Here is a 15,631-nt window from a genome sequence, read left to right as displayed (position 1 = left end):
CGTCACACCCGGTCGCGTACGTCCCAGAGCCAGACGTCGTCGACGCGCTGCGGATCCCCGAGCAGCGCGGTCAGCAGTTCCCGCAGCACCGGTTCGCGGGGATGCTTGCCCAGCACCACCACCGACGCCCGCCAGAAGCGCAGGTCCTCCACCGCCTGCCGGCGGTTCTCGTCGCTGATCTCGGGTAGCTCACCGGCGTCCATGGTCTGGTAGATGAGGGTGCTGGTGGGCCGGTTCGGGGCGCCGAAAACGCCCTCGCCGTCCTCGTTCGGGCCGATGAAGTAGCCGGCCGGGATCGGGAACTCGTGCCCGGTCAGCGCGCTCCAGCGCAGCGTGGACAGCCCGTGCACGTTGCTCGGGATGGGCACCGGCACCAGCGTGCGGCCGTCCGGCACGTACGGTCGCCAGGCGCCCGAGGTGATGAAGGTCGGCGGCGGATCGACCGGCTCGGCCGGCAGCGGACGGGGCAGCAGCGGCAGCAGGGCGAGGGTGATCGCGGCGTATCCGACGACGTGCTGCCAGCGCAGTCGCCGCCGGTCGGTGGCCGTGGCCTCCGGGGCGCGGGGCGCCGGCACCGTCGGTCGGTGGCTGTCGGCCACCGCGTCCCAGGCCAGTGCCAGCAGTACGCCGAGCGCGGCGGTGGTCACCAGGGTCAGCCGGGTCGGCATCATCATCTCGACAAGCGGCAGATCCGCCGGAATGTACGACCACGGGCCGGCGATGCCGGTCAGCTCGCCGTTGAACCGGATCTCCGGGCCGAGCGCGGCAACCGAGAAGACCACCACCAGTACGGCCAGGATCCGGGCCACCAGCGAGCGGCGGACCAGCAGGGCCAGGGCCACCACCGAGAGCAGCACCAACGGCCAGCCGAACCAGGTGTTCTGTTCGGTCATGCCGATTGTCGCCTCCACCGCCTCGTCACCGGCGATGGTGTCGCGGGGGAAGGTGACGAAGGCGACGATGTCCTCGCCCCAGCTGTGGAACACCCCGCCCTGAAGTCCCCGGTAGGACTGCGGGCCGTTGAACTGGAACCAGATCGGGTAGGCGGTCAGCAGCAGCGCCACCGCACCGCCGAGGCCCAGGCCGGCCGTGAACGTGCCGGCCCGTGCCCACGCCACCCGGGGGCGCATCGCCGCGTACGCGATCACGACGACCAGGCAGGCCAGCGCCGTGAGCAGCAGCATCTCCTCGTTGATGAAGATCTGGTACGCCACCAGCAGCCCCAGGACCAGCCCGTTGCGCCGCCAGCGGCCCGGCTCGACCAGCCGGAACACCCGCACCACGATCAGCGGTAGCAGGAAGTTGGAGACGAAGTTGGGCTGGCCGTTGGCGTGGTGCACGATGCCGGGGGCGAAACCGAGGAACGCGCCGCCGACGAAGGCCGCCGCCCGGGAGCGCACCAGGTGCCGCGACAGCATCCAGTACGAGGTTCCCGCCGTCGCGGCCAATGCCCCGCCCAGGTAGAGCGCGTACACCACCTGGGGGCCGAGCAGCATGGTCAGCGGCGCCAGCGGCAGGGTCACCCCGAGCAGCGAGGTGTTGGCCATCATGTTCACGCCGTCCGGCGCGTTCTGCCGGGCGGTGAAGAGCGGATTCTCCAGGTGCTGCACCGAGTACGCGCCGTGCGCGAAAAGCCACTCGAACCAACTGTGGTCGGTGGGCAGGTGGGAGGAGACCCGGTTGTTCACATCGGCCCAGTAGCTCAGGCAGACGACGACGCCGAGCAGCACGTAGGCTCCGATGGCCAGCGCGTCGACGCGCGTCGGCCGCCGCCGGGTACGTGTTGTCGTTGATCGCGTCTCGACGGTCTCGGAGACGGGTTTCAGCGAGGGATTCACCACCGGCACAGCCACGACGGGCCATCGTACAGGCGGAACCCCGCCCGCCCGCCGCGCGTAGGGTGTGTGTCAGGGGAGGACGAGCGTGACGTTGATCGACCTCGGTGAGCTGACCGAGCTGACCGATCCGCCGCCGACACAGCGCCGCCGCCCCGGGCCGGGTGGCCGCCGGGTGGCGGTCGTGGTGGTGGCACTGATCGCGCTGCTGACCTTGGCGGGCGGCACACCGCCGGCCGGGCGGATCCACGCGATCGTTCCCGCCGCCCTCGGCAGCGACCTGTTCATCGCAGCCGATCAGATCTTCACGGTCTCCCCGATGCCCGGGGTCACCGACGGTAGCCAGGAACTGCTCGCCTATCCACGGCCCGACCGTCCCACCGTCGCACCGCAGCGGCTGACGCCGTTGTGGCGGGTGCCCGTGCCGCCGGGCAACCGGGTCTACCGGGTGCATCCGGTCGCCGACGCCGGGATCCTGGTCGCCATGGCTCGGCCAGACACCGGCACCAGCCAGACGGTGCGACTCGACGCGCACACCGGCGAGGAACGCTGGCGGGTGCCCGGGATCGCCATCATGGAGATGCCCGACCGGGCGCTGTTGCGTACGTTCAGCGACAGCGAGCCGAACGTACTACGGATGATCGAGCTGGCGACCGCCCACGAACTGTGGTCCATGACCTTGTCGGCGGCCAGTGTCGACCACTGGCAGCGGGAAGACGGAACGCTCGACAGCATCGTGGTGGCGACGGTCGACGGCGAGGTCCAGGTGATCGACCCGATGAGCGGTGCGGTACGGCACCGCCTTCCCCCGCCCGCCGACCATTCGAGCAGCTACCAGCAGGCGTGGGTGACCGGCGATCTCGTGACGGTGGTGCGCAATTCCCGCACCATCACCGCGCTCGATGTCGATGATCTGGCGCAGCGCTGGCAGGCGACCGTGCCGACGGCGACCTACGTCACCGGCTGCGGGCCACTGCTCTGCGCCGGGCTGGCCGGCGGCGGGTTTCAGGTCGTCGATCCAGCAACCGGGGCGCTGCGCTGGGACAGCAAGGAAATCCTCGACATCGTGCTGGCCGATGATCGCAACGTCCTCGCGGTGGCCCAGACCACCAACGAGATTGTCACGATCGCCCTGGGCACCGGTGAGAGGCTGGCCGAGCACGGGTCGTGGAGCATGGTCTCTCGCTACGAGTACGCCCCGCAGGTGCTCGTGGTGCGTGCGGTGGCCGAGGTGGGGCTGGTGCTGGCCCGGCTCGATCCCACGGGGGCGCCGGCCCGCCGGCTCGATGTGCTGCCCGGTGCCGGCGGTGACTGCCAGAGCCGGTACGACCTCGTCGGCTGCCGTCTGCTCGATGGTGGCTACGGCATCTGGCGACTGCCCGACTGACTCCGGTCAGGGCGGCACCCGTCACGGGCGGCTTGGTCGGCGGCGTTACGTTGTCGGTGGTCGGCGGGCGGAAAAGGGGCGGGCATGCGGGTACTGGTGGTCGAGGACGAGCGCAACCTCGCCGACGCGATCGCGCGAGGGCTGCGCAAACGGGGTATGGCGGTGGATGTCGCGTACGACGGCGACAGCGGCCACGAGATGGCCTTCGTGACCCGGTACGACGTGGTGGTGCTCGACCGTGACCTGCCCGGCCGGCACGGCGACCAGATCTGCGCGGAGTTGGCCGCGTCCGGCGAACTGACCCGGGTGCTGATGTTGACCGCCAGCGGCACGGTCGCCGACCGGGTCGAGGGGTTGCAACTCGGTGCCGACGACTACCTGCCGAAGCCGTTCGCCTTCGACGAACTGGTCGCCCGGGTACAGGCGCTGGGCCGACGGGCGACCCCGGCGGCCCCGCCGGTGCTGGAAATCGCCGACCTGGTGGTCGACCCGGCCCGCCGTACCGCCACCCGGGGCGGTGTGCCGGTGGAGCTGACCAACAAGGAATTCGGTGTGCTCTGCGAACTGCTCAAGGCCCGGGGCGCCGTGGTCTCCAGCGAGGAACTGCTGGAACGCGTCTGGGACGCCAACACCGACCCCTTCACCACAATCGTCCGGGTCACCGTGATGACGCTGCGTCGCAAGCTCGGTGATCCACCGTTGATCGAGACCGTGGTCGGGGCCGGCTACCGGACGGCCGAGGTGGTGCAGTGACGGGCACGGCGCGCCGCCGGCTGCCCGCGCTGCGGCGGCCCGCCCTGCGGCTACGTCCCACGCTGCGGCTGCGGCTGACCCTGCTCAACGGCGTGCTGCTGGTCGGTGCCGGCGCGATCCTGGTGCTGTTGGCCTGGCTGCTGGTGCAGGACGCGTTGCGCCCCACCGACGAGCTGCTGCCCGGCACCACCGTGGTGCTTGCCGACGGGAGCACGCTGGAGGCCGCCGCATGGCAACAGCGGCTCGTCGACGCGGCCTCCGGGGAACTGCTGGCCAAGGGGCTGGCCGCGCTGCTGGCGATCGGCGTGGTCGGCGTGGTCGGGGCGTACGCGGTCGCCGGGCGTGCGCTGCGCCCGCTGCACCAGGTCACCGCCACCGCCCGCCGGCTCGGCGAAACCACGCTGGACCAGCGGATCGGCTACTCCGGGGCGGACGACGAGGTGGCCGAGCTGGCTGACACGTTCGACGCCATGCTGGACCGGATCGCCGCCGCGTTCGAGGCGCAGAAGCGGTTCGTGGCCAACGCCTCGCACGAACTGCGTACGCCGCTGGCGGTGATGCGTACCGAGATCGACGTGACGCTCAGCGACGACGAGGCGGACACGGCCGAGTACCGCCGGATGGCGACAGTGGTCCGCGACGCCTCCGAACGCGCCAACGGGCTGGTCGACGCGCTGCTGGTGCTGGCCCGCAGCGAGGCGCAGACCGGTCAACGGCTCGGCCGGCGCAGCGAGTGCGACCTGGCCGCCGGCACCGTCAACGCCCTCTCCGCCGTACGCCGGGAGGTGGAGCGGATCAAGCTGGCGGTCCAGACGTCGCTGGAGCCGGCACCGGTGGTGGGTGATCCCGGGCTGCTGGACCGGCTGGCCGGCAACCTCATCGAGAACGCGGTCCGCTACAACCACCTGCATGGCCGGCTCTGGGTGCGTACCGGCTCGGACGGGCAGCGATCCTGGCTGGTGGTCGGCAACACCGGCTTCGAGGTGGACCCGGCCGATGTGCCGGGGCTGTTCGAGCCGTTCCGGCGGGGCGGCCGGGAACGGACCGGGGCACGCGGGTCGGGCCTCGGCCTGTCCATCGTGCGCGCGGTCTGCGACGCGCACTGCGGCACGGTGACCGTCGTCGCGCAGCCCGGCGGCGGCCTGGAGGTGACGGTGAGCCTGCCGGCGGCGGAAGCCGCCCGCTGACCTCGACACCTCAACCCGTGTCGGAGATGGACGTACCGTAGCCCATCGGGGTTGACTCTCCGTGTTTATTACGTCGGGTGCCCATTCTCTCGGGGCCCGCAGTGCCACTCCGTGTCCTTTGCTCTGCTTCAACCCACGCACTCGTCTCTGAGCAGCGGTAATGCGGTGCCGAGATTCAGCCATCAGCCGACTCCGAACACAGATCGTGATCGTTGCGTGGGTTGAAGCAGAGCAAAGGGTGGGAGCAGCACCGCATGGGGTGGGCGGGAGAGACACGGAAGGTAATGTCCGGGGGTGCGGGTTGCTCCATGAGGCGTGGCGGTGCGAAGATCACTGGGTCAGCCCGATCAAGGAGGGGGGTGCGTCGATGTTCACCATGATGCTGTCCGCGCCCCGCCTTGCCGGCTGACCGCTCATCCTCGCGGGGCACCGGTAGCGGGATCGTCGTCCCGCAACTCAGCGGACCAGACACGCCAGTTCTGACTGCCCCGACGTCCGTGCCCGCAGGCCCGCCTCCGACCCCCGTCTTGCCGTGTCGTGCCTCTCGCAGGCTCGCCGGTCGCGGCGGTCAGTCGGCCGGCAGCCGACAGGGCTGCGACGCCGGTGGCTGGACCACGAGGACGAGACATGAGCGCACGGATCCACAACATCGGAATCGACTGTCACGACACGTACGCCCTGGCCGGTTTCTGGGCCCAGGTCTTCGAGTGCCCCCGCCAGCCGGACGACTTCCCGGGCGACCCGGAGGCCATGCTGCTGCCGCCGGGTGGTCCGGAGGTGCTCTTCCTGGCGGTACCCGAGGGCAAGACGGTGAAGAACCGGCTGCACCTCGACCTGGAACCGACCGACCGGACCCGGGACGAGGAGGTCGAGCGGCTGCTGGGCATCGGGGCCCGGCACGTCGCCGATCACATCGGGCCGACCGGCGCCGGTTGGGTGGTGCTCGCCGATCCGGAGGGCAACGAGTTCTGCGTACTTCGTAGCGCCGCCGAGAAGGCGGCGGCCCAGCAGGCGGCGGAGGGCTCTGTGACGGACGGCTGAGCGGAGCGACGCCGCGACATCGGAGCGGCGGGGTGCCGCCGCTCCGATGTCAGTCTGCCTACCGATCAGCGGCCGATGCCGTCCAACGCGGCGACGTCCTCGGCGGACAGCGAGAGCCCCGCCCCGACGACGTTCTCGCGCAGGTGCGCCACCTTCGAGGTGCCGGGAATCAGCAGGATGTTCGGTGAGCGCTGCAACAGCCAGGCGAGGGCGACGGACATCGGTGTCGAGCCCAGCCGGGCGGCGACGGCCGAGAGTGCCTCGGACTGCACCGGCGAGAAACCACCGAGCGGGAAGTACGGCACGTAGGCGATGCCGTCGGCGGCGAGCTGTTCGACTAGGTCGTCGTCGTGGCGGTGGGCGAGGTTGTAAAGATTCTGCACGCACACCACCGGGGCGACCGCCCGCGCCTCGGCGACCTGCTCCGCGGTGACGTTGCTGACGCCGAGGTGACGGATCAGGCCCTCCTGCTGGAGCGCGGCGAGCGTCTCGAACGCCTCGGTGATCGAGCCGGGCTGGGGACCTTCCGCGTCGCCCATCCGCATGTTGACCAGGTCGAGGGTGTCGACTCCGAGGGAGCGCAGGTTCTCGTGGACCTGCCTGCGCAGCTCCTCGGGTCGGCGGGCCGTCGGCCAGCCGCCCTGTGCGTCGCGGGTCGCCCCCACCTTTGTGGCGATGAGCAGCGACTCGGGATAGGGGTGCAGTGCTTCGCGGATCAGCTCGTTGGTGACGTGTGGCCCGTAGGCGTCGCTCGTGTCGATGTGGGTGATTCCCCGGTCGACGGCTTCGCGCAGCACGGCCAGGGCGCCGTCGCGGTCGGCGGGTGGCCCCATCACCCAGGGGCCGGCGAGTTGCATGGCTCCGTACCCGAAACGGGTGACGGTCCGATCGCCGAGTGGCCAGGTGCCGCCGGGAAGAGAAGGAGGAGTGCTCATCGTGTCGCTTCCGTCGCTGGTGAGAGGGGGCGCGTTTCGCTTGCCTGCATAATTCTTGGAGAGCCACTTTCCATCGGGAAGTAGGCACTTCAAAGTGCGTAACGCCCCAGCGGCGAGAGGGACGGTAAGTGACCACGATGAGGGCAGCCCAGCGGCAGGCGCAGGCCAAAGCGGAATACAACGCGTTCCTCGCAGCCTGCCCCAGCCGCCAGTTGCTCGACCGGATCTCGGACAAGTGGGTCGTGCTGATCCTGTGCGCGTTGGGCGGTGACGCGGCTCCGCAGGGTCCGGGTGCGCCGAGAGCGATGCGCTACTCCGAGCTTGCCCGCCAGCTGGCCGGAGTCAGTCAGAAGATGCTGACCCAGACCCTGCGTTCGCTGGAGCGTGACGGACTGCTCACCCGTACCGTGACGCCCACCGTCCCGGTCACCGTCACCTACGAGCTGACCGACCTCGGTCTCTCGCTCCACCGCACCACACGGGAGATCAGGTACTGGGCTCAGGCCCACATGGGCGAGGTTCTCGCGCACCGCGACGACTACGACGCAGCCACCTCATGACGCGCTCGTGTCCGCCGCCCAGTCATGATCAATCGCGCTGCTGGATCTGACCGCGAATGGTCACGAACTCGGCCTGGGCGTCGGCACGGGACGAGAAGAACATCACGATCAGACCCACGCTGCCCCGGTCGGCCCAGGTGCACACGCCCAGCGGCACGTCCTCGGTCAGGCCGTCGCCGCAGCTGGCCTCACCGCCGAGCGGACCTGGATCGACCGAGGTCATGTTGCTGAGGCCCAGGTCGGCGGAGAGGCCCTGGACCGCCGCGTCGAGTTCCTGCTTCGGGTCGGACATCAGGCCGGACGCGCCTGCGATCATGACGAGGTCCTCGCCGGCCGGGTCACCGTAGAAGGCGCCCACCGCGCTGGTCTCGTTGCTCACCGTCGAGCGGATGTCGCGAACCATGTCGTCGGCCGCCTGCTGCAACTCCGGGTCCGTGTTCTTGGGTCGCCCGGCCAGGGTGGCCGGGGCCACCATCCGGGTCCGGGTCGCGTCCACGGCCTCGCTGACGTCGTCCTTGACCGCGAACCAGACGGCAGTGCCGCCACCGCCGCAGAGCACCAGCAGGACCGCGAGGACGATCAGCACGATCATCCAGATCCGGAACTTCTTCTTCGGCGGACCGACCGGCCCTGCACCAACCGGCCCTGCATCGGCGAGCCCCGGAGCAGCGAATCCCGGACCGGCCGGCCCCGGGCCGGGGAAACCTGAACCGGTTGGGTACGGCTGGCCGGGTGGTGGGTAGGCGGGCGGGGGGTAGGCGCCGGTCGCCGGCTGGCCGCCGGGCTGCTGCGGCGGGGCCGGCTGAGTGCCGGCCGATGGGTACGGCGCCTGGCCCGGCTGAGGGTACGACGTCTGGCCCGGCTGGGGGTACGCCCCCGGGACCGGGTTCGGGTACGTACCCGGGGGCGGGTACGGACCGGCGGGCGGCGGGTTCTGGTGCTCATCCGAGGGGTGGGACATGCGGTCAGCTCCTGGGTTCGGGTGGACCGGTCATCGTAGCCAGGTGGTTCATCCGCACCCGCAGCACCACGAAAAAGCGATTCGCGGTGGCCACCCTCGTCGGGTGACCACCGCGACCGGTGTCGTTCGTCGCCGCTCAGCCGGCCAGGCTGGCCGCGCCGCGTGGCAGGAACCGCTTACCGGTGACCCGCTCGCTGGTGCCGGTCCGGTCCAGGTACGGCGTGACGCCACCCAGGTGGAACGGCCAACCGGCACCAAGGATCATGCACAGGTCGATGTCCTGCGCCTCGGCGACGACGCCCTCGTCGAGCATCAGCCGGATCTCCTGCGCCAGCGCGTCCAGCGCGTTCTGGCGTACCTGCTCCTCGGTGAGTGGCTGGTCGCCGACCACCAGCAGCTTCGCCACCTCGGTGTTGATCTCGTCGTCGACGACGATCGGCTGACCGGAGTCGGCGATCCGCTTGAGGTTCTCACTCACCCCGAACCGGTCCGGGAACGCGGCGTGCAGGGTGCCGCCCACGTGGTACGCGACGGCCGGCCCGACCAGCTGGAGCAGCGCGAGGGGCCGCATCGGCAGACCCAGCGGATCCAGTGCCCGGTTCGCCACCTCCAGCGGGGTGCCGGCGTCGACGGCGGCGAACACGGTGCCCAGGAAACGGGTGAGCAGCCGGTTCACCACGAACGCCGGGGCGTCCTTCACCAGCACACTCGACTTCTTGAGCTGCTTGCCGACCGCGAACGCGGTGGCCAGGGTGGCGTCGTCGGTCCGCTCGCCCCGCACGATCTCCAGCAGCGGCAGCACCGCGACCGGGTTGAAGAAGTGGAAGCCGACCACCCGCTCCGGGTGCGCCAGCTCCGCCGCCATCTCGGTGATCGACAACGACGAGGTGTTTGTGGCGAGCACCGCCTCCGGCTTGACGATCTTCTCCAGCTCGGCCCAGACCTGCTTCTTGACGTTCAGGTCCTCGAAGACCGCCTCGATGACGAAGTCGGCGTCGGCGAAGACGGACTTGTCGACCGAGCCGGACACCAGGCCGTACAGCTTCGCGGCCGTGCCCTTGTCCATCCGGCCCTTGCTTACCGCCTTCTCGATCTGGGTGTGCACGTAGCCCACACCCTTGTCGACCCGGGCCTGGTCCAGGTCCGTCAGGACGACCGGCACCTGGAGGCGGCGGGCGAACAGCAGCGCCAACTGGCTGGCCATCAGGCCGGCGCCGACGATGCCGACCTTGGTCACCGGACGGGCCAGGCCCTTGTCCGGCGCGCCGGCCGGCCGCTTGGCCCGCCGCTGCACCAGGTCGAAGGCGTACAGGCCGCTGCGCAGTTCCTCGGAGAAGACCAGGTCGGCGAGGGCCTCGTCCTCCGCGGCGGTGCCGGCGGCGAAGTCGGCGTCCTTCGCCGTCTCCAGCAGGTCGAGTGCCTTGTACGCGGCCGGGACCGCGCCGTGCAACCGCTGGTCCAGCGTCTGCCGGGCGAAGTACAGCACGCCGGCCCACATGTCCTTGTCGACCTCGGGCCGGGTGACGCTGACCTCGCCCCGGACGACCCCCGCGGCCCACTCCAGGGACCGCTCCAGGAAGTCTGCCGGCTCCAGCAGCACGTCCGCGATGCCCAGCTCGGCGGCCTGCTTCGGCTTGAGCATCTTGTTCTGCATCAGCGGATTCTGGATGATCACCTGAGTGGCGGCGGGAATGCCGATCAGGTTCGGCAGCAGTTGGGTACCGCCCCAGCCCGGGATCAGTCCGAGCGAGACCTCCGGCAGCGCCAGGGCCGTCGCGCCGCCGGACAGGGTCCGGTAGTGGCAGTGCAGGGCCAGCTCAAGGCCGCCGCCCATCGCCGCGCCGTTGACGAAGGCGAAGGTCGGTACGGAGCTGTCCTTCAGCCGGGCGAAGACCCGGTGACCCAGTCGGCCGATCTCCAGCGCCTGCTCGCGGTCCGCGAGCTGCGGCAGACCGGTGATGTCCGCACCGACGCAGAAGATGTACGGCTTTCCGGTGACCGCGATGAACGCCGGGTCGGCCGCCAGCGCGGCGCTGATCGCCTCGTCCAGGCTGGTCAGGCCGCCGGGGCCGAAGGTGTTCGGCTTGGTGTGGTCGAATCCGTTGTCGAGGGTGATCAGGGCGGCCGGCCGGTCCAGCCCCGGCACGTTGACCTGCCGCAGCAGCGCCCTGGTGACGACCTCGTTCGGTGCGGCGAGCGCGCTCACTTGTCTCCCTCCCAGTGCGGGTTCTCCCAGATGACCGTGCCGCCCATGCCGATGCCGATGCACATGGCGGTGATGCCGTAGCGGACCTCCGGGTGCTCGGCGAACTGCCGGGCGAGCTGAGTCATCAGCCGTACGCCGGAGGACGCCAGCGGGTGACCGATGGCGATCGCGCCGCCCCACGGGTTGACCCGCGGGTCGTCATCGGCGATGCCGAAGTGATCGAGGAAGGCCAGCACCTGCACGGCGAACGCCTCGTTCAGCTCGAACAGGCCGATGTCGTCGATGGTCAGACCGGCGATGCGCAGCGCCTTCTCGGTCGACGGGATCGGGCCGACACCCATCACCTCCGGCTCGACGCCGACGAAGCCGTACGACACCAGCCGCATCGCGACCGGCAGGCCCAGCTCGCGGGCGGTGGCCTCGTCGGCGAGCAGGCTGGCGGTGGCGCCGTCGTTGAGACCGGCCGCGTTGCCCGCGGTGACCTTGCCGTGCGGACGGAACGGGGTCTTGAGCGTGGCGAGCTTCTCCATCGAGGTGTCCCGGGGCGCCTCGTCCACAGTCGCCAGGCCCCAGCCGTTCTCCTCGTCGCGGATCGCCACCGGCACCAGGTCGTCCTGGAGCTTGCCGTTGGCGTACGCCTTCGCGGTCTTCTGCTGGGAGGCGAGGGCGAAGGCGTCGGTGCGCTGCTTGGTGATGTGCGGGACCCGGTCGTGCAGGTTCTCCGCGGTGGCGCCCATCACCAGCGCGGACGGGTCGACCAGCTTCTCGGCGATGATGCGCGGGTTCGGGTCGACGCCCTCACCCATCGGGTGGCGGCCCATGTGCTCGACACCGCCGGCGATCGCGATGTCGTAGGCGCCCATGGCGATGCCGCCGGCGACGGTGGTCACGGCGGTCATCGCCCCGGCACACATCCGGTCGATGGCGAAACCCGGCACGGTCTTGGGCAGCCCCGCCAGCAGCGCGGCGGTGCGACCGATGGTCAGGCCCTGGTCGCCGATCTGGGTGGTGGCGGCGATCGCGACTTCCTCGACCCGCTCCGGCGGCAGTTGGGGGTTACGGCGCAGCAGTTCGCGGATGCAGCGGATCACCAGGTCGTCGGCGCGGGTGTTGGCGTACATGCCACCCGCCTTGCCGAAGGGGGTGCGGACGCCGTCGACGAAGACGACATCCCGGACTTCACGGGGCACGATGAGCCTCCTATTCGACCACGATCCGGTCGTCCGCGCGGTAACCGACGTGACGGACCGGACGAAGGTCGCCAGCACTGGCGTTTCCCCGATGCTACTCGCCAGTAATAAGCCCCGCGCCACCTCCCCCTGTAACCCACCCCACACCCCACCCACCCCGCTCCCGCCCGCGCGCCGCGTGCCCACGCGCCGCGTGCCCACGCGCCGCGTGCCCACGCGCCGCGCGCCCTGCACCTTGCGGTGATCAAGAAGTTTGCGTCAGCCGCCCGGCGTGTCGCCGACCCAAACTTCTTGATCACCGGGGCGGGGGCGGGCGGGCGCGGGGAGGGGGCGCGGGTGGGGTGGGGTCAGGGGGTGGGGGTCAGGGGGTGGGGGGTAGGGCTTGGGCGAGGTCGGGGAGGAGGAGGGTGATCTGCCATTCGCGGGCGTGGTGGGCGCGCAGGGCCTCGGCGACGGTGGCTTCGGTGATCTCCTCGGGCGGCTGCCAGGCGACCCGACGGATGGTGTCGGGCGAGATCAGGTTCTCCGGGGGCAGGTTGTGCTCGCCGGCCACCCGCAACACCACCTCACGGCAGCGGCTCAACCGGGCGGCGGCAGCCGGATCCCGTTCCGCCCAGCGATGCGGCGGGGGCGGTCCCTCCACCGTCGGCGTCACCGGCAGGGCGTCGTCCGGCAACTGCCGGGCGTCGTCGAGCGCCGCCAGCCAGGTACGTGCCAACCGCCGCACCGAGCGACCACCGAAGCCGGGCAGGGTGAGCAGTGTCTTCTCGTCCCTCGGGTCCAGCTCCGCCGCCGCGACGATGGCCGAGTCGGGCAGTACGCGGCCCGGTGCCGTGTCCCGCCGGGCGGCGATCTGGTCCCGGGCGTACCACAGGGACCGGACCCGGGCCTGTGCCCGCGCGCCCCGGACCCGGTGGATGCCGGAGGTGCGTCGCCACGGTTCGGCGCGGACCCGGGGCGGTCGGCTGCCGTTCAGCACGAGCGCGGCGAACTCCTCCGCCGCCCACTCGGATTTGCCCTGCCGGGCCAACTCCGCGTCGAGTGCGTCGCGCAGGTCGGTCAGCAGCTCGACGTCCAGGGCGGCATAGGTCAGCCAGGACTCGGGCAGTGGCCGGCTCGACCAGTCCGCTGCGGAGTGGTGCTTCTCCAGGCTGAATCCGAGTAGCTGCTCGGTGAGCGCGGCGAGCCCCACCCGCTCGAAGCCGGCCAGCCGCGCCGCCAACTCGGTGTCGAACAACCGGCGTGGACGGAGCCCCAGCTCCGCCAGGCAGGGCAGATCCTGGTTCGCCGCGTGCAGCACCCACTCCGTTTCGGCGATAACGGCGTCCAGGGCGCTGAGGTCGGGCAGCGGCAGTGGGTCGATCAGTACGGTGCCGGCACCGGCGCGACGCAGTTGTACGAGGTAGGCGCGTTGGCTGTACCGGTAGCCGGAGGCACGTTCGGCGTCCAGGGCCACTGGCCCGGCACCGCTGGCGAACCGCGCCACGACCTCGGCGAGCTGCTCCGGGGCGGCGACGGGCTCGGGGGTGCCCTCGCGGGGTGCGGTCAGCGGCACGGACTGGCCGCCGGTGGGCTCGGACCCCGCGTCCGAGGGCTCCGACCTCGCCGATGGCGGGTGCTGCGTGTCGTTTCCCGTACGGCTTGCGGCGGCCCGACGGCTCAGGGGTGGTTCGTCGGTCACCTGACAACCCTAGTGCGCGAGTGGATCGAGTGCCGCCACCCGCCCCGCCGCGTGTCGGCGGAGTGGTTCGGGCGGGCTCAGCCGGTGGCGGCCGGGCGGCGCTCCGGCAGGGCGGTGACGCCGGGCGGCGGCAGGCCGGCGGTGGAGGCGAGCAGGGTGCACCAGGCGTCCAGGTGCGCGGCGAGGTCGCCGCCGGTCGGTGTCCAGGAGGCGCGGATCTCCACGTCGCCGGCCGCGGGTGGGCCGGCCAGCTCACCGAACCGGGTCGACATCGTCTGCGTGATCGTCCCGCCGATGGCCCGGTACCCCGCGTCCTGGGCGTCGAGGGCGTCGGTGAGCCAGGTCCACCCCACCCCGGGCAGCAGCGGATCGGCGGCCAGGTCGACCTCCAACTCGGCGGTCACGTAGGTGACCAGCCGCAGGGTGCCCTGCCACGCCTCGTGCCCGGCCGGGTCGTGCAGCAGGATCAGCCGCCCGCTGGCCACCTCGTCACCGTCGCGCAGCACCGACGCCGAGAGCGCGAAGGAGTACGGGGCCAGCCGTTGCGGCGCCCCCACTTCTTCCAGCAGGATCTCCGGCCGGGGCGTCGCCGACCGGAGCCCCGCGACCGCGCGAGCGAACGTGTCGGGAAGCGCGATCGGGGGGCCCATGCCCGCAGCCTATTCCGCCGCCCGTTTCCCGCCCGCGAGGCGCGCCGACGATCACCCGGCGCGTACCACGCCGCCCGTTACCGCGCTACGTCACAAAGGTGGCGGTGGGCGCGGGACGGCGATCGGCCGCGTGGCACGATTGCCGCGATGACCACCGACACCACGGGCACCGCCGCCCGAGACGATGAGCCCCGCCCCGGCAGGCCCGCCGATTCGCCCTTCGTGCGGGCGTGCCGCCGCCGGCCCGTCCCGCACACCCCGGTCTGGTTCATGCGCCAGGCGGGCCGGTCGTTGCCGGAGTACCGCGAGATCCGGGCCAACGTGGCGATGCTGGAGTCGTGCCGCCGCCCGGACCTGGTCACCGAGATCACCCTTCAGCCGGTACGCCGGCACGGGGTGGACGCGGCGATCCTGTTCAGCGACATCGTGGTGCCGGTGGCCGCCGCCGGGGTCGACCTGGACATCGTGCCCGGCACCGGGCCGGTCGTGGCCGAGCCGGTGCGTACCGCCGCCGACGTCGAACGGATCCGGCCGATCGGCCGTGATGACGTCGACTACGTCGATGAGGCGGTCCGGCTGCTGGTCAAGGAGTTGGGCGACACCCCGCTGATCGGCTTCGCCGGTGCCCCGTTCACGCTTGCCAGTTACCTGGTGGAGGGCGGCCCGTCGCGTACCCACGCCAAGACCAAGGCGCTGATGTACGGCGAGCCCGAGCTGTGGCACACCCTCGCCGGCCGGCTGGCCGAGGTGACCCTGGCGTTCCTGCGGGTGCAGATCGAGGCCGGCGTGTCGGCGGTGCAGCTGTTCGACTCGTGGGCCGGCGCGCTCTCCGAGGCCGACTACCGCCGCTTCGTGCTGCCCCACTCGACGAAGGTGCTGTCCGGGCTCGCCGACACCGGGGTACCCCGGATCCACTTCGGGGTGGGTACCGCCGAACTGCTCGGCGCGATGGGCGAGGCCGGCGCCGACGTGGTCGGCGTCGACTGGCGTACCCCGCTGGACGTCGCGACCCGCCGGATCGGACCGGAGCGGGCCGTGCAGGGCAACCTCGATCCGACCCTGCTGTTGGCACCGTGGCCGGTGGTGGAGACCGAGGTGCGCCGGATCCTGGAGCAGGGCCGGGCCGCGCCGGGGCACGTGTTCAACCTCGGCCACGGGGTGCTGCCGGAGACCGACCCGGAGGTGCTGACCCGAGTGGTCGCCCTGGTGCACGAGCTGTCCGTCCGACCGGTCGACCAGGGCTGA

Annotated in this window: 13 protein-coding genes; 6 read left to right on the top strand and 7 right to left on the bottom strand. The window is 71.3% G+C overall.

Going from position 1 to position 15,631, the window contains the following annotated elements:
- Positions 1-2: 2 nt before the first annotated feature.
- Positions 3-1,847, bottom strand: a complete 1,845-nt coding sequence (locus O7624_RS08110) for a hypothetical protein (protein WP_282240574.1) — start codon at positions 1,845-1,847, stop codon at positions 3-5.
- A gap of 76 nt (positions 1,848-1,923) precedes the next feature.
- Here O7624_RS08110 and O7624_RS08105 point away from each other — a divergent pair, with 76 nt between their 5' ends.
- From O7624_RS08105 to O7624_RS08090, 4 genes are all read left to right on the top strand, one after another.
- Positions 1,924-3,222 carry a PQQ-binding-like beta-propeller repeat protein gene (locus tag O7624_RS08105; RefSeq protein ID WP_282239560.1) on the top strand — a complete coding sequence of 433 codons (1,299 nt, stop codon included), beginning with the start codon at positions 1,924-1,926 and terminating at the stop codon, positions 3,220-3,222.
- Positions 3,223-3,306: 84 nt separating this feature from the next.
- Complete coding sequence (locus O7624_RS08100) at positions 3,307-3,975, top strand: response regulator transcription factor (RefSeq protein WP_093410381.1); 669 nt, start codon at positions 3,307-3,309, stop codon at positions 3,973-3,975.
- Positions 3,976-4,019: 44 nt separating this feature from the next.
- The gene (locus tag O7624_RS08095) at positions 4,020-5,162 is read left to right on the top strand and encodes a HAMP domain-containing sensor histidine kinase (protein ID WP_282240573.1); all 1,143 of its coding nucleotides are present in this window, start codon (positions 4,020-4,022) and stop codon (positions 5,160-5,162) included.
- Positions 5,163-5,789: 627 nt separating this feature from the next.
- Positions 5,790-6,203, top strand: a complete 414-nt coding sequence (locus O7624_RS08090; protein ID WP_282239559.1) for a VOC family protein — start codon at positions 5,790-5,792, stop codon at positions 6,201-6,203.
- Between the two features lie 65 nt (positions 6,204-6,268).
- Here the strand turns inward: O7624_RS08090 and O7624_RS08085 are convergent, their stop codons facing one another.
- A complete protein-coding gene (locus O7624_RS08085; protein WP_282239558.1) occupies positions 6,269-7,138 on the bottom strand; it encodes an aldo/keto reductase family oxidoreductase in 870 nt (289 codons plus the stop codon).
- A 128-nt stretch (positions 7,139-7,266) separates the two neighbouring features.
- On the opposite strand from O7624_RS08085, the gene O7624_RS08080 reads away from it, so the two are divergent.
- Complete coding sequence (locus tag O7624_RS08080) at positions 7,267-7,698, top strand: helix-turn-helix domain-containing protein (RefSeq protein WP_282239557.1); 432 nt, start codon at positions 7,267-7,269, stop codon at positions 7,696-7,698.
- Positions 7,699-7,726: 28 nt separating this feature from the next.
- Here O7624_RS08080 and O7624_RS08075 read toward each other — a convergent pair whose 3' ends face one another.
- The 5 genes from O7624_RS08075 to O7624_RS08055 all read right to left on the bottom strand — a co-directional run bounded on the left by O7624_RS08075 (position 7,727) and on the right by O7624_RS08055 (position 14,386).
- Entirely contained in the window at positions 7,727-8,290 is a 564-nt protein-coding gene (locus O7624_RS08075; protein ID WP_282239556.1) for a hypothetical protein, read from the bottom strand.
- Between the two features lie 505 nt (positions 8,291-8,795).
- Positions 8,796-10,865: a 3-hydroxyacyl-CoA dehydrogenase NAD-binding domain-containing protein gene (locus tag O7624_RS08070; protein ID WP_282239555.1), complete on the bottom strand. Its 2,070-nt coding sequence runs from the start codon at positions 10,863-10,865 to the stop codon at positions 8,796-8,798.
- Positions 10,862-12,055 carry an acetyl-CoA C-acyltransferase gene (locus O7624_RS08065; protein WP_093410393.1) on the bottom strand — a complete coding sequence of 398 codons (1,194 nt, stop codon included), beginning with the start codon at positions 12,053-12,055 and terminating at the stop codon, positions 10,862-10,864. Before O7624_RS08065 ends, O7624_RS08070 begins: the two co-directional genes overlap by 4 nt.
- 361 nt (positions 12,056-12,416) lie before the next feature.
- Positions 12,417-13,736 carry a ribonuclease D gene (locus O7624_RS08060; protein ID WP_282239554.1) on the bottom strand — a complete coding sequence of 440 codons (1,320 nt, stop codon included), beginning with the start codon at positions 13,734-13,736 and terminating at the stop codon, positions 12,417-12,419.
- A gap of 77 nt (positions 13,737-13,813) precedes the next feature.
- Complete coding sequence (locus O7624_RS08055) at positions 13,814-14,386, bottom strand: DUF3000 domain-containing protein (RefSeq protein WP_093410397.1); 573 nt, start codon at positions 14,384-14,386, stop codon at positions 13,814-13,816.
- A gap of 147 nt (positions 14,387-14,533) precedes the next feature.
- On the opposite strand from O7624_RS08055, the gene hemE reads away from it, so the two are divergent.
- On the top strand, positions 14,534-15,631 hold the full coding sequence (hemE, locus tag O7624_RS08050; protein WP_282239553.1) for a uroporphyrinogen decarboxylase: 1,098 nt from the start codon (positions 14,534-14,536) through the stop codon (positions 15,629-15,631).

Source organism: Verrucosispora sp. WMMD1129 (assembly GCF_029581255.1).
GTDB lineage: Bacteria > Actinomycetota > Actinomycetes > Mycobacteriales > Micromonosporaceae > Micromonospora > Micromonospora sediminimaris.
Note: the sequence above shows the minus strand (reverse complement) of the source record. Positions and strands in the feature narration are given on the sequence as shown.

Bases quoted from the DNA above. Each gene is read 5' to 3' on its own strand.
- O7624_RS08100 (WP_093410381.1), top strand. From the start codon at position 3,307: ATGCGGGTACTGGTGGTCGAGGACGAGCGCAACCTCGCCGACGCGATC.
- O7624_RS08090 (WP_282239559.1), top strand. From the start codon at position 5,790: ATGAGCGCACGGATCCACAACATCGGAATCGACTGTCACGACACGTAC.
- O7624_RS08085 (WP_282239558.1), bottom strand. From the start codon at position 7,138: ATGAGCACTCCTCCTTCTCTTCCCGGCGGCACCTGGCCACTCGGCGAT.
- O7624_RS08075 (WP_282239556.1), bottom strand. From the start codon at position 8,290: ATGATCGTGCTGATCGTCCTCGCGGTCCTGCTGGTGCTCTGCGGCGGT.
- O7624_RS08055 (WP_093410397.1), bottom strand. From the start codon at position 14,386: ATGGGCCCCCCGATCGCGCTTCCCGACACGTTCGCTCGCGCGGTCGCG.
- hemE (WP_282239553.1), top strand. From the start codon at position 14,534: ATGACCACCGACACCACGGGCACCGCCGCCCGAGACGATGAGCCCCGC.